The 24,047-nt window shown below is 68.9% G+C and carries 19 protein-coding genes; 16 read left to right on the forward strand and 3 right to left on the reverse strand.

From position 1 onward, the window contains the following. From ACFU99_RS05155 to ACFU99_RS05165, 3 genes are all read left to right on the forward strand, one after another. Positions 1–1,201: class I adenylate-forming enzyme family protein (locus tag ACFU99_RS05155; protein ID WP_384385976.1), on the forward strand; the 1,201-nt coding region annotated here is incomplete at its 5' end. After that, positions 1,188–2,354, forward strand: coding sequence for a CaiB/BaiF CoA transferase family protein (locus tag ACFU99_RS05160; RefSeq protein WP_384385979.1), 1,167 nt, complete (start codon positions 1,188–1,190; stop codon positions 2,352–2,354). The genes ACFU99_RS05155 and ACFU99_RS05160, both read left to right, overlap by 14 nt. Further along, the gene (locus ACFU99_RS05165) at positions 2,351–3,238 is read left to right on the forward strand and encodes an enoyl-CoA hydratase/isomerase family protein (protein WP_384385981.1); all 888 of its coding nucleotides are present in this window, start codon (positions 2,351–2,353) and stop codon (positions 3,236–3,238) included. The genes ACFU99_RS05160 and ACFU99_RS05165 overlap by 4 nt, the downstream gene beginning before the upstream one ends. A 357-nt stretch (positions 3,239–3,595) precedes the next feature. Here ACFU99_RS05165 and ACFU99_RS05170 read toward each other — a convergent pair whose 3' ends face one another. Next, complete coding sequence (locus tag ACFU99_RS05170; RefSeq protein WP_384385984.1) at positions 3,596–3,844, reverse strand: hypothetical protein; 249 nt, start codon at positions 3,842–3,844, stop codon at positions 3,596–3,598. Between the two features lie 604 nt (positions 3,845–4,448). Between ACFU99_RS05170 and ACFU99_RS05175 the strand changes: the two genes are divergently transcribed. Beyond that, positions 4,449–4,964 carry a GNAT family N-acetyltransferase gene (locus ACFU99_RS05175; protein WP_384385987.1) on the forward strand — a complete coding sequence of 172 codons (516 nt, stop codon included), beginning with the start codon at positions 4,449–4,451 and terminating at the stop codon, positions 4,962–4,964. A gap of 257 nt (positions 4,965–5,221) precedes the next feature. Here the strand turns inward: ACFU99_RS05175 and ACFU99_RS05180 are convergent, their stop codons facing one another. Then, on the reverse strand, positions 5,222–6,601 hold the full coding sequence (locus ACFU99_RS05180) for an SUMF1/EgtB/PvdO family nonheme iron enzyme (protein ID WP_384385990.1): 1,380 nt from the start codon (positions 6,599–6,601) through the stop codon (positions 5,222–5,224). 284 nt (positions 6,602–6,885) lie between these two features. Between ACFU99_RS05180 and ACFU99_RS05185 the strand changes: the two genes are divergently transcribed. The 12 genes from ACFU99_RS05185 to ACFU99_RS05240 all read left to right on the forward strand — a co-directional run bounded on the left by ACFU99_RS05185 (position 6,886) and on the right by ACFU99_RS05240 (position 22,632). Then, positions 6,886–8,355: an MFS transporter gene (locus ACFU99_RS05185; protein ID WP_384385993.1), complete on the forward strand. Its 1,470-nt coding sequence runs from the start codon at positions 6,886–6,888 to the stop codon at positions 8,353–8,355. A 364-nt stretch (positions 8,356–8,719) separates the two neighbouring features. Beyond that, on the forward strand, positions 8,720–9,562 hold the full coding sequence (locus tag ACFU99_RS05190; RefSeq protein ID WP_384385996.1) for an SAM-dependent methyltransferase: 843 nt from the start codon (positions 8,720–8,722) through the stop codon (positions 9,560–9,562). A gap of 634 nt (positions 9,563–10,196) precedes the next feature. Further along, complete coding sequence (locus ACFU99_RS05195) at positions 10,197–10,670, forward strand: NUDIX hydrolase (RefSeq protein ID WP_384385998.1); 474 nt, start codon at positions 10,197–10,199, stop codon at positions 10,668–10,670. A gap of 117 nt (positions 10,671–10,787) precedes the next feature. After that, complete coding sequence (locus ACFU99_RS05200; RefSeq protein WP_384386001.1) at positions 10,788–11,816, forward strand: Gfo/Idh/MocA family protein; 1,029 nt, start codon at positions 10,788–10,790, stop codon at positions 11,814–11,816. Between the two features lie 52 nt (positions 11,817–11,868). After that, complete coding sequence (locus ACFU99_RS05205) at positions 11,869–13,218, forward strand: DegT/DnrJ/EryC1/StrS family aminotransferase (protein ID WP_384386004.1); 1,350 nt, start codon at positions 11,869–11,871, stop codon at positions 13,216–13,218. A gap of 38 nt (positions 13,219–13,256) precedes the next feature. After that, entirely contained in the window at positions 13,257–13,946 is a 690-nt protein-coding gene (locus tag ACFU99_RS05210; RefSeq protein ID WP_384386006.1) for a methyltransferase, read from the forward strand. 64 nt (positions 13,947–14,010) lie between these two features. Continuing rightward, positions 14,011–14,871 (forward strand): histidinol-phosphatase, encoded by an 861-nt coding sequence (gene hisN, locus ACFU99_RS05215; protein WP_384386009.1) that lies wholly within the window; start codon positions 14,011–14,013, stop codon positions 14,869–14,871. Between the two features lie 8 nt (positions 14,872–14,879). Continuing rightward, entirely contained in the window at positions 14,880–16,448 is a 1,569-nt protein-coding gene (locus ACFU99_RS05220) for a carbamoyltransferase C-terminal domain-containing protein (protein ID WP_384386012.1), read from the forward strand. A gap of 303 nt (positions 16,449–16,751) precedes the next feature. Further along, positions 16,752–17,735 (forward strand): ABC transporter permease, encoded by a 984-nt coding sequence (locus ACFU99_RS05225; protein ID WP_384386014.1) that lies wholly within the window; start codon positions 16,752–16,754, stop codon positions 17,733–17,735. A gap of 13 nt (positions 17,736–17,748) precedes the next feature. Further along, positions 17,749–18,708 (forward strand): ABC transporter permease, encoded by a 960-nt coding sequence (locus tag ACFU99_RS05230; protein WP_384386026.1) that lies wholly within the window; start codon positions 17,749–17,751, stop codon positions 18,706–18,708. After that, a complete protein-coding gene (locus tag ACFU99_RS05235) occupies positions 18,705–20,822 on the forward strand; it encodes a dipeptide ABC transporter ATP-binding protein (protein ID WP_384386017.1) in 2,118 nt (705 codons plus the stop codon). The genes ACFU99_RS05230 and ACFU99_RS05235 overlap by 4 nt, the downstream gene beginning before the upstream one ends. 136 nt (positions 20,823–20,958) lie before the next feature. Then, entirely contained in the window at positions 20,959–22,632 is a 1,674-nt protein-coding gene (locus ACFU99_RS05240; RefSeq protein WP_384386020.1) for an ABC transporter family substrate-binding protein, read from the forward strand. 43 nt (positions 22,633–22,675) lie between these two features. Here ACFU99_RS05240 and ACFU99_RS05245 read toward each other — a convergent pair whose 3' ends face one another. Further along, positions 22,676–23,713 (reverse strand): NAD(P)-dependent alcohol dehydrogenase, encoded by a 1,038-nt coding sequence (locus ACFU99_RS05245; RefSeq protein WP_384386023.1) that lies wholly within the window; start codon positions 23,711–23,713, stop codon positions 22,676–22,678. Between the last annotated feature and the right edge of the window lie 334 nt (positions 23,714–24,047).

A 24,047-nucleotide genomic window follows, 5' to 3' on the forward strand; every position in this document is an offset into this window, starting at 1 on the left:
CGCGCCCTTCTCCCCGGGCTCACTGGCCTCAGCGGCGGCTACGCCACCACCCCTGCCGGCCCCGTCCCCCTCCGACATCGCGATGCTGATGTACAGCTCGGGGACGACCGGCCGCCCCAAGGGCGTCGTCGTCACCCACGCGACCTGGGTGGCGCAGACCACCCGCGCGCTGCGCGAACTGCCCGCGATCGGGCCCGGGGACGTCGTCCTGGCCGTGGCTCCCATGAGCCACTTCGGCGGGTCGATCGGCCTCGACTGCGCCGTGAGCGGCGCGGCCACGGTGGTGATGCCGCACTTCGATCCGCGGGCGGTCCTGGAGGCCGTCGACGCGTTCGGGGTGACGGTCCTTCCGCTGGCGCCGATCATGCTCGACCGCCTGGCGCGCGCTGCCGAGGGACCGGTGCCAGTACCCCTGTCGCGGGACATGGGGAACGTCAGGACCATCCCGTACGGCGGTTCGCCGCTCGGCGTCGCCGCGCTCGAACGGGCACAGCGGGTCTTCCCCGGAATCCTCACCCAGTTCTACGGGCTCGCCGAGGCGCTGGCGCCGCTCACCGTGCTGACGCCCGCCGACCACGCCTCCGGGGACCCCGGCCGTCTGGGGTCGGCGGGGCGGGCCGTCGCCGGGATCGCGCTGCGCCTGGTGGACGGGGAGGTCGTGGTACGCGGCGACACCGTGATGGACGGGTACTGGAACCGTCCGGAGCTGACCGCGGCCGCGTTCGCCGACGGCTGGTTCCGTACCGGTGACCTGGGAGAACTCGACGCCGACGGCTACGTACGCCTGCTGGGCCGTTCCAGCGACATGATCGTGACCGGGGGGTTCAACGTCTATCCCGCCGAGGTCGAGCGCGTCGTCTCCACGGTCGACGGCGTCCGCGAGGCAGCCGTCCTGGGCATGCCGCACCCGGTGTGGGGCGAGGGCGTCACCGCGGCGGTCGTACTCGACGGCGGCCCGGCCGCCGGCACGCCCGGTGCCGAGATCCTCGCCGGTATCGCGCAGTCCTGCGCGGCGTCCCTGGCCGGCTACAAGAAGCCCGTCGCGGTGCACGCCGTACCGGAGATCCCCAGGAACGCCGCAGGAAAGATCGACCGGAAGGCGCTGCGGCGAAGCCTGTCCGATCAACGTCATCAATCCGAGATCCGACTAGGCCATCACCAATCCAGCTGGAAGGAACACCAAGACGATGCAAGCGCTTGACGCCATCCGCGTCCTCGACTTCACGCAGATGATGCTGGGCCCGTTCGCCACCCAGGTCCTCGCCGACCTCGGCGCGGACGTGATCAAGGTGGAACGCCCCGAGGGCGAGTGGGAACGCGATCTCGCCATGATGGGCGAGTACGTCGACGGGGAGTCGGCGGCGTTCCTCGCGATGAACCGCAACAAGCGCTCGGTGGCGCTCGACCTCAAGGACCCGAGGGCCAAGGAGGCGCTGCTGAGGCTGGGTGCGACGTGCGACGTCGTCGTCGAGAACTTCCGCCCCGGCGTGATGGACCGCCTCGGGCTCGGCTACGACGACTTCAAGGCCGTACGGGACGACATCATCTACTGCTCGGGCTCCGGCTGGGGCCAGGACACCGCGTTCGCCCGGGAGGGCAGGCCGGGCCAGGACCTTCTGATCCAGTCGATGTCCGGGCTCGCGGCGTCGACGGGCCGGGCGGGCGATCCGCCGACCCCCGCCGGGACGGCCATCGTGGACCACGCGACCGCACTCACCCTCGCGAACGGCATCCTGGCCGCGATCATCGCCCGCTCCACCCACGGCATCGGCCAGCGGGTGGAGGTGGATCTGTACTCGACCGCCATCGCGATGCAGTGCCAGGAGATCTCGACGTTCGTCAACCAGGGCACGGAGTACCGGCGTTCCGACTCCGGCATCGGCCAGGCGTGGCTGTCGGCTCCGTTCGGGGTGTACGAGGCGAGTGACGGGTGGCTGGCCGTGGCGATGGCGCCGCTCGAAAAGGTCGCCGACGCCGTGGGGGTCGCCGGCCTCGCCGATTTCGACGCCTGGACCCAACGGGACGACGCCAAGCGGGCGTTGGAGGACATCACCCGTACGGACACTGTCCAGCACTGGCTCGACGCGCTGCTCCCGAAGGGCATTTGGGCCGCTCGGGTGCGCAGTACCAAGGAGGCGGTGGACGAGCTGCGGGAGGAGGATTCCGAGCTGCTGGTCACGCTCGACGGTCCGGCGGGGACGCCGATCGAGCTGGTGGGGTGCCCCATATCGCTCAGCGCGACGCCGTGGCGGCAGCGCCTCGCGCCGCCACGGACCGGCGAGCACACGGCGGCCGTCCTCGGCGAGGTCCTCGACTCGGAGAGCCTGACCGCTCTGGTGGGTGAGGGCCGGTGACCGCGCGACAGGAGCGTCAGGAGCGTCAGGAGCAGCAACCCGCCGTCGTGGCGGGCGAGATCGCCCATCCGCACCGGAATCTCGCGGTCCAGGACCACGCCGTCGACGGCAGCGGCAGCGGCAGCGGCGGCAGCAGCGGCGTCGTACGCGTCCTGAGGATCGACCGGGAGGAGAAGCTCGGCGCGCTGTCCGGCGAACTCGTCGCGGCGCTCGGGGAGCAGATCGTACGCGTCCGGCAGGACCGGGAGGTCCGTGCGGTCGTCCTCACCGGGACCGGCCGCGGCTTCATCGCGGGCGCCGACGTGGGCGAGTACTCCGGGGTCGGCGCCGACGCGTTCCTGGAGTACCAACGGACGTCGCGCCAGGTCTTCGACGCCCTAGAACGCCTTCCGCAGCCCAGCATCGCCGCCGTGAACGGATACGCCTTCGGGGGCGGGTTCGAGGTCGCGCTCTGCTGTGACTTCATCGTCGCCTCCGCCCGTGCCAGGTTCGCCCTGCCCGAGGTCACGCTCGGCCTCATCCCGGGAGGCGGCGGCACACAGCGGCTGGCCAGGGCCGCCGGCACCCGCTTCACCAAGGAACTGGTGATGACCGGCCGCCGCGTCCGCCCCGACGAGGCCGTCCAGCGGGGCCTGGTGACCGAGGTCGCCGAGCCGGAGGCGCTGATGGAACGGGCCCTCGCCTTCGCCGTGCTCCTCGCGACGCGGGCGCCGCTCGCGGTCCGTGAGGCCAAGCGCGTCATCGACGGCGGGGTGGCCCAGGGGCTCGACGCCGCGCTCTCGGCGGAGCAGGCGGCGCTCGGCCAACTCTTCGAGTCCGCTGACGGGCAGGAAGGAATCAGCGCGTTCATCGAGAAGCGCGTGCCGCGGTTCATGGGGGCCTGACCGTAGGCGGCGGGCCGTACTCTCCACACCCTCTCGCGAGGGCAAAGTCCTGCCGGGGCAGGACGAGTTCAACGGTCCATGGATGGCCCGCCTCACCATACGAAGTAGCGTACGCAGCAGGGCGCGGAGCAGGATCGCAACTGCGTGCGCTGCGGGCCGCTGAGAAAATCTATGGCGGCGCGGGCCAGGGCCGCGGCCGAACTGCCAGTCGTGCACCTCGATGTCGGCGTACCGGTCCGGTCGCCGGCGCCCACGCCCGTACGTGGCCTACAAGGCTGTTGCCCTGGTGTGGTCACCGGGGCAACAGGCTTCTCAGTGCGACGTCAGCGAGGTATGTCCGCGCCGGGTCGGAACGTTTCAGCGGTAGTAGATCGGCATGATGGCCTTGCTGTCGTCACACCACACCTCGTGGTACCCGTCCGCCTGGGCGTTCGGGAGTTCCTGCGCTTCGCACTCCCCCTTCGAGGGGTACTTCTCGGCGCCGACGGGGGTCCAGCCGTCGCCGGGGGGCGCGGCGGCGGACGCGGTGGCGGCGGTCAGGGGAATGGCGACCGCCGCGGCACCGACTGCGAGACCGACTCCGATACGAGTACGCCAGGACTTCATGGTGTCTCCTCTGCTTGTTCTGCGGGTTCTGAGCCGGTCGGCTCAGAAGTGCGGTGGGGGGGAAGACAGCTGCGCTGGTCAGCCGATGGGGTTGACGAAGGTGACGGGGTGGGTGGCACCGTCCTGGTGGATGAGCGGGCCCCGGCTCCCGCCTCGGCACCGGACTTCGCGCCGGTGTCCGCGCCGGAGCAGGCGGTCAGAGACAGGGCGGCGCTACGGTCAGCGCCGCCGCGCCAACGCGCAGGGTACGGCGACGGGCGGTGCGGACAGTGGCGTTGGCGCTCATTTCGGGTCCCCCGGAACAGTCGGCGACGTGATCCCCTCGGTGCGTCACCTACTCTGTCCAGCCCCACTGACGCGGGACTACCGCGCCGCTAACACCCCGCTAATTCCAACGGTCTTGGCATCCCCTGCCCCCAGAAAAGCCGTCGCACCGCCGGGTGGCTGATACCCCAGCACCCGACGCCCCTCCGGTACGGCGCAGTCGGCCCCCTCAAGGTTCAAGGGACTGAAGGGGCTGAAACAGACGGTCCCCACCCCACCTCACCCCACCTGGGTAAGGCCAAAACGAGACCTTGGCGAACAGCTGTGCGAGGATCAGTGCGTGAACGATCTGCACTGCCGCCGCGCCGATGACTCCGACCTCGCCACGCTCGTGCGCCTGCGCGACGACGCTGCCCGCTGGATGTTCTCCCAGGGCATCACCGGCCAGTGGCAGCCCGGCGAACTGGACGAGGGCCACTTCCGTCAGGTCATGGCGGACGGCGAGATCTGGATCGCCGAGGCCGACGGCCGCGCGGTCGGGGCGTGGGAGCTGTGGTGGGACGACGAGGACGCCTGGGGTCCGCAACCGCCGGAGGCCGGTTACGTACACCGGCTGATGGTCGACCGCGGCAGCGCCGAGCCGGGGACGGGGCAGCGGCTGTTGCGAGCGGCGGAGCGCCGCATAGCCGAGGTCGGGCGACCGTTCGCGCGCCTGGACTGCCTGGCCGGCAATCCGCGTCTGAACTCCTACTACGTGGACAACGGCTACCGGGTCATCGGCCAGAAGGCGCGCAAGCCGCAGCCGGGCCGCGTACCCAAGTCCTTCACGCTCCTGGAGAAGACCCTGCTGAACTGACAGCGCTGCTCAAAGGCCGAACCAGTTACGCAGGATGCGTGCCGCGATGTCATGGGCACCGTTTGTAGTCCCGGGCTCGGGGCTGGTCGTCGTAGCGCCCCTCCAGCACGGGGGTGGACCTCGTGCCGTGGCTGTAGACGACCAGGTCGATACCGGATTCCGGCATACGGTCGTGCACCTGGGTCCCCAACGAGGACGCCGCGCGCATGACGCCGCGCGCATGAGGTGGGCCAGACGCGTGTGCCGTTCGCCGGTCATTACGCGGGCCTCGCCAGGAGGATGCCCGCGAGCTGGTCCATGTGGTTCTGCATGAAGTCCCGCATGACGCCGATGTCGGCCATGTGGCCGCGCGCCGCATAGCTGGCGCCGGCGAGCATGCCGGTCTCCTTGCCGAACCACGGCTCGGAGAAATCCGGGTACAGCGGGTCGACGTGGAAAGGCCCCTTCCCCAGCGCGGTGAAGTCATCCTCCAGCCACAGTGCGACATTGCCGATGAAGTCGACCCCACTGCGGCCCAGCGCTGCCCCGTCGCCACCGCCTACGCGACGCGGGCTGCCGAACCGAAGGCCCACATTGAACTCACCGATCCTGTCCGCTACCCGTCCGACGCCACCGAATTCCTGGTTGACGAGCGCGTGGAACTGTTCCTCCGAGATGAGCGCCGCCCCCGCCCAGTTGGCGTAGGCGACGGCCTCATGCCGACTGACTTCCACGGGCCAGTCCCACGGCATGTCGATGTCATCGAAAATACCGCGGTACCGGTATGCGCCCGAAGGGGCCCGAAGCCACGCATTGGGGTGTCCCTCGCTCATCCGCTCCAGGAACAGGCGCGCCCCGTGCGTCGTCCACAGCCTGGACTCCTCATACCCCCCGTCCTGGACGAACTCCAGGAACTGCCCATTGGTCACCGGATGGGACCTGACCCTGAACGGCGCGACTTCCGCCTCGCGGCGACCGCACTCGTTGTCCCACCTGAACCGGTCCGCCTCTCGCCGCTCATCACCGAATCGAACCGGCCCGCCGGAGCACTGCACGAACCGCTCCTCGGGCCCTTTCTCCTCCCCCGACGCACCCGCGCGTTCGTCCACGACGGCCGGCCAGCCTTCAGGCGCTTCCTTCAACCGGGGCGGCAGCAGGCGGATGAGCGGAAGGGAGGTGTGCAGGTGGACGTTCTCGTGCTCAATCCCCATGAGCAGGGCCCGAATAGGTGACCTCGGGGCGGCAGTGGCAGGCAGCGGAACCTCTTCGATGACCTTCAGTACGATGTCCCGCACGCGCTTCCGGTAGGCCCACACCGTTTCCGGGCTGGGCCACTCGGTGAGCCCAGCCAACTCATCGGGATCCTCGGGAGAAACCCCCCGTTCCATACGCTCATCGAACTCGGCTTCCCCGCTACCGCCGACAAGCCCGGCCAGTTTGAGTTTCTGGATGTAGAACGAAGCGGTGTGCGCGAGATAGAAGACGAGCGGCAGACGGAGAGGATGCACCCGGACGCAGTAGGCCTCCGTCGATTCACGCACTCCGCGGAACAGCGTCTCGTACGTGTCCCAGGTATCGGCGAAGTACCGCGCGAGTTGCTCTCCGGACAAGTCGCGAAGCTGCTTCCCTCCGGGGCGATCGGCAGCATAACCCTGCATCCAACGACTCCTGACTCCGTCCGACAAAAGCCATCAAACCGAGCCTCGCATGAACCAGCGCCACCCACGCGGCAGCAACAGCCCAACGAGTGATGCGGCCCCAGTAGGCCGCATGCATAGCTCCAATGGCCTACGGGGAGGTCTTCAGCGGACGTCTTCAGGTGACGTCTTCAGCGCTTCGACTACCGCATGGCTTCGCCTGCCAAATGTGATCGGGCGAGGAGACGGGACAGCGTCGCGTCGGACGCCAGTTGCCGAGACCGAGACGAAGGGGTTGCCGAGACATGGCCGTAAGGCGCAGTGGGACGACAGCGGACCGTCTCGCGCCGCCGCGGCGCACCGCCGCCTTCGCGCTGCTGGCCGTCGTTCAGACCACCCTCCTGCTGGCGATGATGTCCATCGTGATCGCGCTCCCGGACATCAGAGCGGAGCTGGGCCTGGACCCCACGTGGTCGGCCCTGGTCAATGCCGCGTACCCCGTCTCCTTCTGCGGGATCCTCCTCCTCGGAGGTCGGCTTGGTGACGTGTACGGGCACCGGGCCGTCCTCATGACCGGCGTCGCCGTCTTCACCGCCGGCTCGGCGCTGACCGCTACGGCTCCCGACGTCGCGTCGATCCTCACGGGCCGGTTCCTACAGGGCTGCGGGGCGGCCCTGGCAGCACCGGCCGGCACCGCGCTGATCGGCACGCTGTTCACCGAGCGCGCCGGCTACGACCGGGCGTTGGCGTTGTGGGGCGGGTTGCCGATGACCGGGGGCACGCTGGGGCTGCTGTTCGCCGGGCCGGTGGTCGGCTCGGTGTCCTGGCGCTGGGTTTTCTCGCTTCCCACGGCCGTCGGCGTCGCCGCCCTCGTGCTCGTACCGGTCCTGTTCGACCGCGATGCGCCCGGCCGGAGACGGCGCGGAATGGACCTGGCCGGCTCCCTCCTGGTCACGCTGGGTCTGGCCGCGCTCTGCTACGGGCTGGTCGACGCCGGCGACCGGGAATGGGACTGGACCGTCTTGGCGCCCCTCGTTCTCGCCCTGCTCTTCCTCTTGGCGTTCGCCCTGGTGGAAGCAGGCTCCCGTGACCCGCTCGTGCCGTTCGCGCTGATCCGGCGGAGGCGCACGGTGACGGGCCTGCTCGTGATGGCCTGCGGGGCCAGCGGCGTATTCACCGCTTCGTACATGATCCCGCAGTACTTCCAGGAAACGAGAGGCTTCACCCCCGGGCAGACCTCGGCCGCCTACGTCCCCTACGCCCTTGCCGTACTCGTCACCACCCTCGGGTCGGGCACGGTCCTGCGGCGGTGGGGGCCGCGCACCACGATGCTGATCGGCCTGGTCCTCGCCGCGGCCGGTCTGTACTTCCTGAGCCGGCTCGGGGACGGCCTCCCCTATGTCAGCCCGGTCCTGCTGGGGATGGTGGTCTTCCCCTCGGGGGGCCTCCTGGTGTTCGCCGGAGCGGCAGTGGTGGCGCTCTCGGGCGTCCCCCGGGAGCACGCGGGGATCGCCGGTGGCCTGCTCAACGCCACGACGGAGCTGGGCCCCACGGCCGGATTCGCCGTCCTCGTCTCCATCGCCTCGTCGTGGACGACCCACCTGGGCGGTAGCGCCACCGATGCCGGCGCGGCACGCGCGGCGGGCTACGGACTCGCACTGAAGGCGGCGGCCGCCGGGTTCCTCGTCGTGGCCGCGGTGACCTACCTCGCACTGCCTCGCCATCCCACATCCCAGGCCGCCAGGACCAGCAGAGGAGCACCTCACAGCGAATGACGCCCGTTCCCAGCCGGCTGCTCCACCCCGTTCCGACCGGCTCTCCCCAGGCACCCTGGACGAACTGCGCGCCCCCCAGGAAGATGGTCGCTCGATGCCCATTACCGTCATCCCGTCACCGTCATACGGACGTCTTCCGCGGTGCCGGCGGTGCCAACGCGTAGGCGACCGCGGTGGCGCCGGTCTACTGGACACGGACGCACAGCGAGCATGTTCCGGAGTTCCACGCCGTCCTGTTTTCGGCCGTTCGACCAGACACGGGACATCGCGTACACGTCACGGAAGCCGCTGACCCCTGACTCGGCGAGATGCTGCGGATGAGCCTCTTCACCAGCTGACACGCCCCTCATGCTCGGAGGCCTCGATGACCAACGACCCCGCTGTACACCGCCCCGCCGCGCCGTCGCCGGATAGCGGTCGGCTCGATGGCGAGCAGACCGACGTCGTGGACGGCGCTGCCGTCGACGGCAACATCCACGTCGGCTACTGGGACAGCGACGCGGACGACCGCTCGCTCAACCAGGCCACCGACCGGCTCACCGATCTCGTGGCGGGGCGGCTGGCCGCCGCGCCCGGTCGGCGGTTGCTGGACGTCGGGTGCGGAACAGGACGGCCTGCCCTGCGTATCGCACGAGCCAGCGGCGCCCGTGTGTCAGGGATCTCGGTCAGCGACCAGGACATCGATCTCGCCCGAACCCGGGCGGATGCCGCCGAGCTCGCCGACCGGGTGGACTTCCGGTACGCGGACGCCTGCGCGCTGCCCTTCGAGGCCGCGGCCTTCGACGGTGCCTGGGCGATCGAGTCCATGATGCACATCAGCGACCGGACCACCGCCCTCGGCGAGATCGCCCGGACCCTGCGCCCCGGTAGCCCGCTGGTCATCACCGATGTGCTGCTCCGGTCGCCGGTGACCGGGGATGCCGCGGAGCTGGTCCGCCGCACGTGCCGGGCGTTCCAGTCCCCCTCCCTGCCCGAACCGGCGGAGCTCCGCACGGCCCTCGACCGCGCCGGTCTGGAAGTGGTGGAGTTCGGCGACATCGGGGAGCGTGTCCGGCGTACCTACCAGGCGTTCGCCGATGCCTTCGACGGTGTCGCGCTCTCCGCCGATGACCCTCACTACGAGTTCTTCAACTCCACCCGCTCCCTTCCCCGGTTCGGTGCGCTCCCGCAGGTCGGCTACGTCTTCCTGGTCGCCCGCCGCCTGTGAACGAAGCCTCCGCCCGGCCGAGCCACGGTGAGCGGCGAATCCGGACAACATAGCCGACCTTGAGACGACCAGTGGTGGCAGAAAAATAGCTGTTTAGCGGAAGCGCGATGAGGAAAACGACGTCGGCGGAGTAAACAGACCGGGACGACAGTGGCCCACGGATCGGCTGGGTCGCCCGGGAGCCCGTACCTTGCCTGCTGCACGGCACCCAATAAGCCACACCTTTCAGCGTATTAATTGACACCGCGTCACGGTGAAGCTGAGACGCCCGACGCCTTCTGTGAACCCGTGAGGAAACTCCTCACCCTCGGAGCGGCTGGATGTGGACGGCAGCGGGCCGCAATTCAGTGTAGGCTGCCCGGCCCTCTTCGCCCGGCCGAAAACGCACGAGACGACGCCTTGTCAAGAAGAAGGACGCCTTGTCAAGAAGGAGTTGGGGCGTCTGAAGCCTTACGTGAACCCATGCGCCTCTCAGGGTTCCCGGTAGTGTTCAGGGACGAGAAGCAGGCCCGATATCTCCGAAGCCACCGTTTGGGCTGTTCGACTCTGCATGTATTTCGCCTGCCGTATGGCACATGCGCATGGTGCACACACGTGGTGTGAGCGAATAAGCGAAGTGACCGAGGGGACTGAGGTGACCGATGGGATCGAACCCCGAAGCATGGTGGGCGCGCTGATCCGCGACCCGTACGACCGGATCTTCGTCCAGCGCCGCTCGGCCGGCCGACGGCTCTTCCCCGAGTGCTGGGACGTCGTCGGCGGGGCCGTGGAGCACGGGGAATCCCTCCTCGACGCACTGCACAGGGAGATAGCGGAGGAGACCGGCTGGCGGCTGCGCCGCGTTCTCGCGCAGGTGGCGCACGAGGAGTGGACGGCGGGCGGACTGCGGCACGTCGAGTCGGACTATGTCGTCGAGGTGGACGGGGACCTCTCGTCGCCCGTCCTCGAAGGGGACAAGCACACCGAGTTCGCCTGGATAGCGGCCGGCGAAATCTCGCTGCTCGACGAGAACGTGCGGCGCGGAAACAGCGCCTTCATCAAGGATGTGGTGACCGCGGCACACACCTGGCTCGCCGATGCTTCCCGTAAGAGCCGCGAGGCTCTCTGAACCATCCGCGGCCCGGAGACCGGTCCGGATCTCTACGAGACTTTCCCGGCCGCCCTCCACCACTCCACGTAGCCCCGCCTCATCCTCAAACGATATTTCGCGAGGGGGATATTCTGCATGACCGGTGACCGATCGAAGAATAAACTTCCGCGGCGGCGAGTGCTGGCGGTCGGATTTGCCGGACATCAAGGGAAGGAGTATCTGCCGATCGTACGCGAGAGCGCGGATATCGTCGGCGGCGTCGACCCCGCCCCGGCGGCCTCATCACTCGCCGACGAGTGGGGATTCCCGCATTACGATGTTCTCGGCGAGGCGCTCCGGAAAGTCGACTTCGACGCCGCGGTGGTCACCGTGCCGCATAGCGAGCACTTCCCGGTCTGTACGGAACTCCTGGCGCACGGCAGCCACGTCATCAAGGAGAAGCCGTTCGCCGTCACCGAACAGGAAGCCCGGCAGCTGGTACACCTGGCCCAACGGGCTGACCGCAGTGTTCTCACGCTGTTGCAACGGAACTTCGACCCGGTATTCCAGTTCGCCCAGGAGAACCTCGCGCGCATCGGAGAGCCCTACTGGTTCTCATACGACTACCACTTCAACCTGGCCCATCCGACGACCGGGTGGCGCGCCTCCAGGGAACAGGCGATGGGCGGTGTGCTCCTCGACATGGGCTACCACCTCATCGACGTGCTCAGCGGATTGTTCCCCGAACCCGCACCCGAACCTCCTCGGGTGCACTCCGCCTTCGTGCACCACTGCCAGGAGATGCGGGACCGCCGGCTGGAGGACCTCGTAAGCCTCATGTTCAGCTATCCCTCAACGGGTCTGGCGGGCTCGCTGCGCGTTTCACGCCATAACTACGAGAAGACCGAGCACCTCTGCGTGCTCGGCACGGAAGGCGCGTTGAACGTCGTTCCCGAGGCCGCCGTCCTGCACTCCGTCGGCGGGCTGCCGTTGGAGCGCCGCACCGGGAAAGGCCCCCGGACCGATGCCGTACGTTCCATGATCGCCCACCATCTGGGGCACCTGGACGACCGCTGCTACCGCCAGGCCCACCTTCAGCGTCAACTCGCCGTCGTGCGCACGATCGACGGGATCTACCGGGATCGGTTGCGTGAGCGGAACGAGCTCGCCGACCGGTGCGCCTGATCCCGAGTCGAACCCCCAAGCCCGCCACCCGCCGCGACAGCAGGCAGGACACATGACCACCACCGAACGGCTCGCGCTCCTCGGGGGCGTATCCGCCATCGAACAGCCGCTGCCGCACGAAGTCTGGCCGCCGCCCGCCGACGAGGCGGAGCTCTCGGAACTGGCCGAGCAGCGGAACACCGACATCTCCATCAAGGGCAACAGCGGTCCCATCGGCCGACTTGAGGCCGACTTCCTCGCCTTTCTGAACGACAGACTTCCGAACGACGGCTCCCCAGACGCGGGATCTCCGAACGGCCGGCTCCCAAACGGCGGCGCCCGCTTCGCGATCACCTTCAACTCCGGTACCAGCGCCCTCCTCGCCGCCTACTTCGCGCTCGGTGTGCGCGAAGGCGTGGACGTCGTGGGGCCCTCGCTCACCTATCACGCGGCGCTGAGCCCCGTCTTCGCCCTCCGCGGTGACGTGGTCCTGGCCGACATCGACCCCGACACCCGCGGCCTGGACCCCAAGGCGCTTCAAACCGCGCTCACCGAGCACACCAAGGTGATCACGGTCGTCCACCAGTGGGGCCACCCCTGCGACATGGACGCGATCCTGCGGATCGCCGAGCGCCACGAGCTGCGCGTCCTGGAGGACTGCTCGCACGCCCACGGCAGCCGCTACAAGGGCAAGCCCGTCGGCACGTTCGGCGACGCCGGGGTGTTCTCCCTCCAGGCCAACAAGGCCGTCTACGCGGGAGAGGGCGGCATCCTCGTCACGAGCGACCCCCAGGTGCACGACCGCGCCACCCTCCTCGGGCACTACCGGGACCGCTCCCGCGACGCCGTCCTCGACGAGGACCTGCGCGCGCACTGGGTCACCGGCTTCGGGCTCAAACTGCGGATGTCGCCGTTCAACGCCATCGTCGCCCGGCACGCGCTCGCGGCGTTCCCGGCACGCGAAGAAGCCCGGCACCGCTGCCTGCGCTACTTCGGCGAGCAGCTCGCAGACGTGACCTATCTGGAGCCCGTACACGTCGCCGACCACGTCGACATGGGCGCCTGGTACGGCTACAAACCGCTCTACCGGCCCGAGGCGCTGGGCGGCGTCCCCCGCTCCGTACTCATCGAGGCCCTGCGCGCCGAAGGCATGGAAGTGGGCGCCCCCTCCGGGCCCCGGCTGTCGACCCTGCCGCTCTACGCCCGTCCGGAGAACCCCCTCTTTCCCGGAACGCCGAAGACCGGCGCCGTACCGGAGACCGGTTCACACGCCGAGTACGTCGAGCGGCACGCGCTGTCCCTGCCCACCTTCACCAACTGGCCCGAGGACACGACGCTCATCGACCAGTACGCCGAAGCGTTCCGCAAGGTCGGCCGCCACCGCGACGCGCTCGTGCGGTACGCGGCCGACCCGACCCGATGACCATCACGACCGCAGACACGACCGCAGAGGTGGAGATCATGACGATCGAGGAGTCCCCCGAGGACGTGGCCCAGGCCCTACAGCACGCCCTTGCCGGCGACGACCTGCCGGACTCCTTCACCCTGCTGGGGCGGGAATGGAGCCTGCACCGAGGCGTCTTCCCCGGCACCCTGAGCGCCGCCACCGAGGTGATGGCCTCGATCGTGCCCTACCCCAAGGGCGGCTCGTTCCTGGAGGTCGGCTGCGGTACGGGCGTCATCTCCGTGACCGCCGCGCTCGACGGCTGCGCCGCCGTCACCGCGCTGGACATCAACGAGAAGGCGGTGGCCAATACGGTCGCCAACGCCGAGCGGCACGGGGTGAGCGACCGGGTACGCGCCCTCCACAGCGACCTGTACGCGGCGCTCGAACCCGCGGATCGCTTCGACGCCGTCTTCTGGAACGTGCCCTGGACGTACGTGGAGGACGGCTTCCCGCTCTCCACCGATCTGCACTCCGCCGTCTTCGACCCGGGCTACCAGGGCCACGCCCGGTACATCGCCGGCGCCCATGAGCATCTGGCCGACGGCGGCAGGCTGCTGCTGGGCACGGCCGACCTCGGGGACCGCGAGCGGCTCGACGTCTTCGCCGAGGAGGCCGGCCTGCGGGTCGAACTGCTGCGCCGTGTGCGCCGGATCGAGGAAGTAGGGGTCATGGAGTACCACTTGCTCGAACTGCACACGAAGTGACGAACGCGCGGTGGCGAGAACGAAGCGAGCCCCGAACCCGACGACGCGTGCAGTGAGGCGTTCCATGCCGCGACGGACCGATGCCGATCTCGAACTGGCCCTGCATTTGGGTGATATCGCCGACAGCATCACCAGCCGCCGCTTCCGCGCCCGCGACCTGCGGGTCCAGGAGAAGCCGGACCGTACGCCCGTGACCGACGCGGACACCGCCGTCGAAACGGCCGTACGCGAGGCGCTGCGGTACGCCCGCCCCGACGACGCCTTCGCCGGGGAGGAGACCGGCGGTTCCGTCAAGGCCGGGCGCACCTGGATGGTCGACCCCGTCGACGGCACCAAGAACTTCCTGCGCGGGGTGCCGGTCTGGGCCACGCTGATCGCCTTGCTGGAGGACGGCCGGCCCACCGTCGGCGTGGTCAGCGCACCCGCCCTGCACAGCCGTTGGTGGGCGGCGGCCGGACGGGGCGCGTGGCTGCGACGCGGCTCGCCCGACAGCGCCCCGCTTCCGCTGCGCGTCTCCGGCAACAGCCGCCTCGCCCATGCCTATCTGTCCACCACCAGCACACGCACCTGGGACGTCTTCCACTCGCGTGAGGCGTATCTGCGCCTGGCCGAAGCGTGCTGGGAGGACCGTGCCTTCGGGGACTTCCTTCAGCACTGCATGGTCGCCGAAGGAACTCTCGACATCGCGGCCGAACCGGTCGTGAACCCCTGGGACATCACCGCGGTACAGATCCTCGTGGAGGAAGCCGGCGGTATCTGCACCGATCTCCTGGGCGCCTCGCCCCAGGGCGGCACCGGCGCCCTGTCCGCCAATCCGCGGCTGCATGAACTCGCTCTCAAAGCCCTTTCGGCCCCGCCCGGTTCCGCCTTCGATCCTGGGAGCCTTCGACCGCGTGACGCGGATGAGCAGAGAAAAGGAGGATAAGGACCAACATGCTGATTCTTTCCCTCAAGGAAGGCCATGACGGGGCGATCGCGGCCGTCGAAGACGGCAGGCTGCTGTTCTCCCTGGAGGCGGAGAAGGACTCGTTCGTCCGCTACAGCGGTCTGACCGCCGAGGCATTCGCCGTAGCGGCGGACCGGCTGGACAAACAGCCGGACGTCGTCGCCATGAGCGGCTGGATCAAGGGCACCCAGGCAACCGACCAGCCGTCGCGTGCCGGGTACTACGGTGTGGGCGAATCCGCGATCTCGGACGAGGCCGGCCGGTTCTTCGGGAAGAGCGTGCGCGTCTTCTCCTCCACGCATGAGCGCTCCCACATCATGACGTCCTATGGAATGTCGGCGCTCCGCCGGGACCAGCCCTTCTACAGCCTGGTGTGGGAGGGGAACATCGGCTCGTTCTACCGCATCGACGAGCACGGGAAGGTGACCCATCTCAAGGAGGTGCTCAACTACCCGGGCAACAAATACTCGTACGGCTTCGCGCTCGCGGACCCCGAGTACAGCCCGCACGAAGAATTCGTCCGCTTCCAGGACGCGGGCAAGCAGATGGCCCTGGCCGGATTCGCCGAGGACCGGCCGGCCACGGCGGCGGAACAGGAAGTCATCGACTTCATTCTCGGCCAGAAGAACGTCATCACGGGCAGCCTCAAAGACCGGATGAGCGATTCTCCTTTCCATAATATCGGCGTGGAATCAAGCGCGTACAAAAGCCTCGCCGCCCGCCTCTCGAACGCCATCTTCGACCGGTTCCACTCCTATGCCCGCCGGCACTTGACGGAGGGCCTCCCCCTGCTCATCTCGGGAGGCTGCGGACTCAATTGCGAGTGGAACCGCCGCTGGCGCGAGTGCGGGCTCTTCCCCGCGGTCTTCGTCCCGCCGTGCCCCAACGACAGCGGCTCCGCGATCGGGACCGCCATCGACGCCCAGCACTTCTACACCGGGTCGGCCGACCTGGACTGGGACGTCTACGCGGGCGGCGAATTCGTCGAGGACGTGGAATTCGACCCACAGCGTTACGAGTCCCGTCCGGTGCGCCATGGCGAGGTGGCCCGCTGTCTCCGTGACGGGAACATCATCGGCTGGGCCCGGGGCCGCTGGGAGATCGGTCCCCGCGCACTCGGGAACCGGTCGATCCTGGCCGCTCCCTTCACCGAGGAGACGACCGTCAGGCTCAACAAAATCAAGCAGCGCGAGGGCTACCGCCCCATTGCCCCGATCTGCCTGGAGCGGGACGCGGCCCGCTGGTTCCGCGGCGGGGTCCCCGACCCGTACATGCTGTATTTCGGCCACGTCGAGTCCGGCGAATTGCGTGCGGTGACACACATCGACGGAACAGCGCGTACCCAGACCGTCGACCCGACGGCGAATGCGGAGATGGCCGCTCTGCTGACGTCCTTCGGGGAACTGACCGGATTCAGTGTCCTGTGCAACACCTCGCTCAACTATCCGGGGCGCGGGTTCATCAACCGCACCAGCGATCTGATCGCGTACGGCGAACTCCACGGACTGGACGGATACGTCGTGAACGATTCCTTCATCACCCCGCGGCGAGCGTAGCGCGCGCCGCCTTCACCGCCTCGGGTCACCTCTCGCACAGGGCCCGTGGCGGAAGTCCGTGCAGGTGGCACGGCTGCTCTGCATTACTGCGCCGGTGTTTCGATCTTGTGGCGGGAAGAGCCGAAGTCTGGCCTCGGCCGCACGATACGTACCAGGATCCTGCTCGCACACCTGTGCTTTCGTTCCGTTCCCCCAGAAAGCCCCACCGCACATGCACACGTCCCCAAGACCCCGAGCCCCAGAAGCGCGTCCAGAAGCGCGTCCGGAAGTGCGTCTCCCGCATGCGGCGAGGAGGTGGGGGCCTTGGCGCGCTATGTGATGCGCAAGATCTCGGGGTGGCTCCTGATGATCGTAATCGCGACCAACGCCACGTATTTCCTGGCCAGTTGGTTCCTGGACCCGCGGTCGAACTTCAAGGAGCTGAGGCCCGTTCGCACCGAGGCCCAGATCGACCAGGCCCTCGCGCCGTACAACCTGGACCCGCACGTGCCGTTGGTGCACCGCTGGTGGGACTGGCTCACCTCGGTGGTCCTCCACTTCGACTGGGGAAGGTCGCCGACCGGCGTATCCGTCAACGGGGAGATCGGCTACCGGTCCCTCATCAGCGCCGAGTTGGTCGTCACCGCGACGATCCTGTCCGTGGTGGTCGGCGTCACCCTGGGCGTGTACACCGCGTCGCGGCAGTACGGCTGGGCCGACCGGGTCACCCAGGCCCTGTCCATCGCGGTGTTCAACGTACCGACGTCCGTCGCCGCGCTCGCCGTGGTCTTCGTCGCCATCTGGCTGAACCAGCACGCCGGCCTGCACTTCCTCTACGTCGCCGGCGGGAACTCACCGAACGTCGAAGGGCTGCTCGCGACCATCGGCGACCGCGTCCTGCATCTGATCCTGCCGACCTTGACGCTGACCCTGATGGGCTATGTCGGGTATCACCTGACGCAGCGCTCATTGCTGCTCGACACGATCAACGCCGAGTTCGTGCGCACGGCCCAGGCCACCGGGCTGACCCGGACCCGGGCGATCCGCAGGCACGCCCTGCGGGCCGCGCTCATCCCCACGGCGGCGTCCGTCGCGTTCTCCGTCCCGGCCATCTTCACCGGTGGCGTCATCACCGAGACGATCTTCGGCTGGAACGGCATGGGCCGCTACTTCGTCGAGACCATCAGCAAGAACGACGTGCACGGTGCGGTCGCGACGGCCGCCTTCGCCGCGGCTCTGACGGCGATCGGCGCGGTCCTCGCGGACATCGCCACGGTCTTCCTCGACCCGAGAGTGCGGGTGAGCTGACGTGGCCGCCGACATGACGACCGACGCCTCATCCCGTGAGCCGTCGACCTCCTTGCCTGAACTGCCCGAATCACCGCAGGGCGCGCTCCCCGCCCGACGGCACGGGCGCCGGCTCGGCCTCGGCCGCCTCTACCTGCGGCGCTTCCGGCGCAACCGCCTCGCCGTCGTGGGTGTGGTGATCTTCGCGCTGCTCGTGCTGTTCAGCGCGTTCGGCGGCCTGTTCACCTCCTACACGTATGACGAGGCCGACTTCGCCGCCCTCACCCAGCCGCCGAGCGCCGCCCACTGGTTCGGCACCAACCAAGGCGGCAACGACGTCTACGCCTCGGCCGTGCACGGACTCCAGCGCTCGCTGACCATCGCCGTGAGCGTCTCCGTCCTGACCATCGTCGTCGCCGCGGTCATCGGATCCAGCGCCGCGTACTTCGGCGGCCGGGTCGAGAAGGTGACGCTCGCCGCCATCCACTTCCTGCTCATCGTCCCCTCCTTCCTCATCCTCGCCCTCGTATCCCACCGCCTCGCCGGTGACTGGCGGGTCCTCATCGTCGTGCTGACGGTGTTCGGCTGGATGTCCACCGCGCGAGTGATCTGGTCCGTCTCGACCTCCCTGCGCGAACGGGACTACGTGACGGCGGCCGAGTTCATGGGGGTACGCCCGCTGCGCATCATCCTGCGCCACATCATCCCCAACCTCGGCTCGCTGCTGATCGTCAACCTGACGCTCGGCGTCGTCGCGACCGTACTCAGCGAAACCGGCCTGTCGTTCCTGGGATTCGGCGTCCAGACCCCGGACGTCTCCCTCGGCACGATGCTCGCGGACGGTGCGAGCACCGTGACGAGCGCCCCCTGGCTCTTCGCCTTTCCCGCGGGCCTGGTCGTCCTGCTCACCGTGTCGATGACCTTCATCGGCGACGGGCTGCGCGACGCCCTCGACCCCACGTCCGTGACCGGCGCGGCAGGAGGCCGACGATGACCCTGACGACTTCCCTGCCCGGCCCGGCCCCGTCCACCGGCCCCGAGCCCGCGCTCTCGGTACGGGACCTGCGGATCTCCTTCCCCTCCGAGGCCGGCCCCGTCGAGGCGGTCCGCGGCGTCAGCTTCGACCTCCTGCCGGGCCGGACCCTCGGCATCGTCGGCGAGTCCGGATCCGGCAAGTCGGCCACCGCGCTGGGCATCATGGGCCTGCTGCCGCCCGCCGCCGCCCTGCGGGGCGAGGTGCTGCTCGGCGGACGCGACCTGGCCCGCCTCGGTGACAAAGAGCTCTCCGGGATACGGGGCGACTCCATCGGCATGATCTTCCAGGACCCGCTGTCCGCGCTCACCCCGATCTTCTCCGTCGGCAGACAGCTCTCCGACGCCCTGCGGGTCCACCAGGACCTCACGAAGCGCGCGGCCTGGGAGCAGGCCGTCGAACTGCTCGATCTCGTCGGCATACCCGACCCGCGCGAACGCGCCAAGTCCTTCCCGCACGAGTTCTCCGGCGGCATGCGCCAGCGCGTCGTGATCGCTCTGTCCATCGCCAACAAACCGTCCGTTCTCGTCGCCGACGAACCCACCACCGCCCTCGATGTCACCGTGCAGGCCCAGATCCTCGACGTGCTGCGCCTGGCGCAGGAGGAGACCGGCGCCGCCCTCGTCCTCATCACGCACGACCTCGGGGTGGCCGCCGGGCACGCCGACGACATCGCCGTCATGTACGCGGGACGGTTCGTGGAACGGGCCGGGGCGGAGGAACTGTTCCGGCGCCCGACCATGCCGTACACCGCGCGACTGCTCGCCGCGGTGCCCACAGCGGACAGCGGTGTGCACCGGCCGCTGGTCCCCATCGGCGGGGAGCCGCCCACCCCCGTGAACCTCCCGACCGGCTGCGCCTTCGCGAGCCGCTGCGCCGTCGCCCTCGACGCGTGCCGCACGGACGAACCGGAGCTGCGGGAGATCGCAGGTCACGGGCGCGTGGCCTGCCTGCGTGCCGACGAGATGGCCGACGGATCGCTGGATCCTGCCGGAGACGTCGCGCCCGTCGTCGAGCCGTCCCCCTCAGCCGGGGGCGGGGCAGAGGCAAGTGACGTGGTGCTCCGCGTAGAGGACCTCGTCAAGACCTTCCCGATCACCGAGGGCGTCTTCCTCAAACGCCGGGTCGGCACGCTGCACGCCGTCAACCGGGTGAGTTTCGAGCTGCGTGCCGGCGAAACCCTCGGTCTGGTGGGCGAGTCGGGCAGCGGAAAGACCACGACGCTGCTGGAGATCCTCCGGCTCAGGAAGCCCGAAGGCGGGCGGATCGAGATCGCCGGAACCGATGTCGGCACGGTCGGCAAGGACAGCAAGGTCGGCAAGGACAGCTCCGCCGCGCGCGTACGCGAGCTGCGACAGGACGTACAGATCGTCATGCAGGACCCGCTGGGCGCACTGGACCCACGGCTGCCTGTCCACCAGCTGCTCGCCGAGCCCTTGCGGGCCATCGGGAAGGATCACGAGTCGATCCGCTCCCGCATCCCTGAACTGCTGGCCCTGGTCGGCCTGGACTCCTCGGTGAGCGACCGCTTCCCGGCCGCGCTCTCCGGCGGCCAGCGCCAGCGCGTCGGCATCGCGCGCGCCCTGGCGACCGAGCCGAAGCTGCTCGCCCTCGACGAGCCGCTCTCGGCCCTGGACGTCTCGGTCCAGGCCGGGGTGATCAACCTGCTGGCGCGGCTCAAGCGCGAACTCGGCCTCGCCTACCTCGTGGTCGCCCATGACCTGGCCGTGGTCCGCCACCTCTCCGATCGCATCGCGGTGATGTACCTGGGGCACATCGTCGAGATGGGCGACACCGAGACGGTCTTCTCCGCCCCGAAGCACCCGTACACCCGGGCGCTGCTGTCGGCGATCCCGGTGCCCGACCCGCAGCGGGAACGCACCCGCGAGCGCGTCGTGCTGGAGGGGGAGCAGCCGAGCGCCGCCCGTCTGCCCGCGGGCTGCGTCTTCATCGACCGCTGCCCCCTGTACCGCGGCACCGACGACGACACGCGGCAGCGCTGCCGTACGGAACGTCCCGCGCCGACGCCGTCAGCCGGGAACCCCGGCCACCAGTACGCCTGTCACGCCGCCTGAGCACCTCGGCGCCCGGGATTCCCGCTCCATTCCCGCTTCCCCCATCCCTCATCCCTCATCCCTCCGGGCCGCCTGCCCGTACCCGCTTCCCCTCCCTCCCCATCCGCTCCACTGAACCAGAAGGAACCATCCCGTCATGCGCGCAAGACTGGCCCTGCCCGTCGCTCTCATAGCCGCCGTGTCCGTCACCGCCACCGCGTGCGAGTCCTCGTCCGGGGATGACACGGACAAGAACGGCGCCGCCAAGGCCGCGTCAAGGGTCACCGACTACAACCCCCAGCCGTACGACAAGGTCAAGGACGGCGGCACCTACACCACGGCCGGGACCTTCGACGAACAGGGCAACCCGTTCCACGTCAACGCCACCTTGACCGCGTCCCGGGTCTGGTCCTGGTACAACGCCGTGGCCATCACGTACTCGCCCACCGGCGAGGTGCGGTACAACCCGGACTACTACAGCGACGTGAAGGTGTCCGTCGCGGGAGGCGATCAGCAGGTCACGCTGACCATCAACCCGAAGGCCGTCTTCAACGACGGCACCCCGATCGACTGGACCGCGATCAAGGCCACGTGGAAGGCCAACAACGGTTCGGACAACGCTTACGCGGCCTCCTCCACCGACGGGTACGGCAAGATCACCTCGGTTGAGCGGGGCAAGGACGCCAAGCAGGCCGTCATCACCTTCAAGGGAGTCGACGCCTCCTGGTCGAGCCTGTTCACCACCTTCCTTCATCCCAAGGCCGCCACGGTCGACAACTTCGGCAAGGCATACGTCAAGAAGGCCCACCCGGAGTGGGGTGCGGGCCCCTACACGGTCGGCTCCTGGGACACCCACTCGGGCAACATCACCTTCGTCCGCAACCCGAAGTGGTGGGGCAGGAAGGGCAAGCTCGACAAGCGCGTCTACGTCAACCTGGAGTCGACCGCGGCGGTCAACGCCTTCAAGAACGGCCAGGTCGACTACACCCCCGTCGGCGACGCCGAGAGCCTCCAGCAGATCAAGGGGCTCAAGGGCGCCGAGATCCGCCGCGGCGGCAGTCCCTTCGAATACTCGCTCCACTTCAATACGAAGTCCTCCGTCCTCGCGGACAGGGAGGTCCGCAAGGCTGTCCAGGAGAGTGTCGACCGCGCGCAGATCGCGAAGATCCAGTTCCAGGGGCTCGACTACAAGGAGCCGCTGCCCGGTTCGGCCATGCTGTTCAGCTTCCAGAAGGGCTACCAGGACAACGTCTCGACCGTGCTCAAGTACGCGCCGGACGACGCGAAGAAGACGCTGGACGCGGCGGGCTGGAAGCCCGGGAGCGACGGCATCCGCGTCAGGAACGGCAAGAAACTGGAGGTCGGCTACACGCTCCTCGGCGACGATCCGCTGAGCAAGGCCGCTGCCGGCGCCTTCACCGCGATGCTGAAGCCGGTCGGCGTCCGTCTCGTCGTCAAGAAGGCCGACAGCGCGGACTTCTCCAAAATCCTCAGCGAGCGCAGGTTCGACCTCTTCGTGTCGGGCAACCGTTCCATGGATCCCTTCGGCGCCCGCTCCCTGTGCGACTTCTACTGCTCGGACCGTGAGTCCAACGTCACGGGCGCCGGCACGCCGGCGCTGAACAACGAGATCCGGGCCCTCGGCCAGATCCCCGACCTCACCCAGCAGACCGCGGCGGCCAACAAGGTCGAGCGGAAGGCTCTCCAGGAGTACGCCTTCCTGCCGCTGTACAGCGGGCCCTCGATCTACGGGGTGAAGAAGGGCCTGGCCAACGTCGGCGCGACGATCTTCTACAACCCGCTTCCGGAGACGGTCGGCTGGGAGAAATAACCGACGCCTGTGCAAGACCCGGGTTGTCGGTGACCGGCGGCGTTCACGGTCGCACCACGGCCTTCAGGGAACCGGGCGTGAGGTCGGCGTCGAGCGCGTCTTCGACATGGTCGAGATCGAAACGCCCGGTGACCAGGGGTGCCAGGTCGACCTGGCCGGTGGCGGCGAGGTGGACGGCGACGGGCCAGGTGCCGGTGTAGCGGAAGACGCCGGTGACCTTGAGTTCCCGGCTCTGGATGACGGGGAGGGGAAGGGGGACGTCGTCGGCGCCCATGCCGACGAGGACGACGGCGCCCGCACCGCGTACGGCGGTGATGCCGGAGCGGACGGCGGGGGTCGCGCCGGAGCAGTCGATGAAGGCGTCCACGCCGAGGTCGGCGACCGAGTCGGCCGTCGGGTCGAGCACGGCGGTCGCGCCGTATCGTTCGGCCATCGCGCGCCGTTCGGCGATCGGGTCGGAGACGATCACCTCGGCGGCGCCGAACGCCTTCGCGGTCTGGGCGGTGATGATGCCGATCGGTCCCGCTCCGGCGATCAGCACCCGCGAGCCGGGCCCGAGTTCGGCCTTGCGGCCGGCCCAGATGCCGACCGAGAGCGGTTCGAGGAGGGCCGCCACGTCGTCCGTGACCGCGTCGGGCACGGGGTGGGCGAAGGGCGCCTGGATCGTCACGTACTCCTGGAACGCGCCGTCGACGGGCGGGGTCGCGTAGAACTCCATGTGCGGGCAGAGGTTGTAGCGGCCTGCCGTGCACTGGTCGCAGACGCGGCAGGGGCGTTGGGGTTCGATCGCGACGCGTTCTCCGACTCGGCTCCCGGACACGTCCGCGCCGACCGCGACGACCCGGCCGGACGCCTCGTGCCCGAGCACCAGCGGCGCGTCCACGACGAAGTCCCCGATCCGCCCTTCCCGGTAGTAGTGCACATCGGAACCGCAGACCCCGACCGAGGCCACCTCGATGAGGACTTCGTCGGCGGCGGGGCGCGGCACCGGGCGCTCCTCGACGCGGATCTGCCCCTTGGAGACGAGGACCGCGGCGCGCATGGTGCGGGGGATGTCCTGGGTGGTGGTGGGGTTGCTCATGTCAGTGCTCCTTGCCGTCCGATACGTACATCACCGACCGAGTGCACCATAGCGATCGCTTACCTACTTCTACGTACAGCACTTCTGCGTACGCACTTGTACGTACGCACTTATCCATACGTGAGCCGCAGGAAAGAAACGGAATTCCGGCGTGCGGGCAGGTTTGCACGAACGCGGTCGTGGGCAACCCGAAATACCCGGAAGTATTGAATTGAGCACGTCAACAAAGGCGTGGGGTCAATCCACCCGCCGCACCCCCGGCCCAAAATTCAAAGGTCTGGCAAACCGATTTCCATGGACTTCCGAAAGAATCCGCCCGACGAAGCAAAAGGGC

Origin of the sequence: Streptomyces sp. NPDC057654 (assembly GCF_042800135.1) — a bacterium.
Classification (GTDB): Bacteria; Actinomycetota; Actinomycetes; order Streptomycetales; family Streptomycetaceae; genus Streptomyces.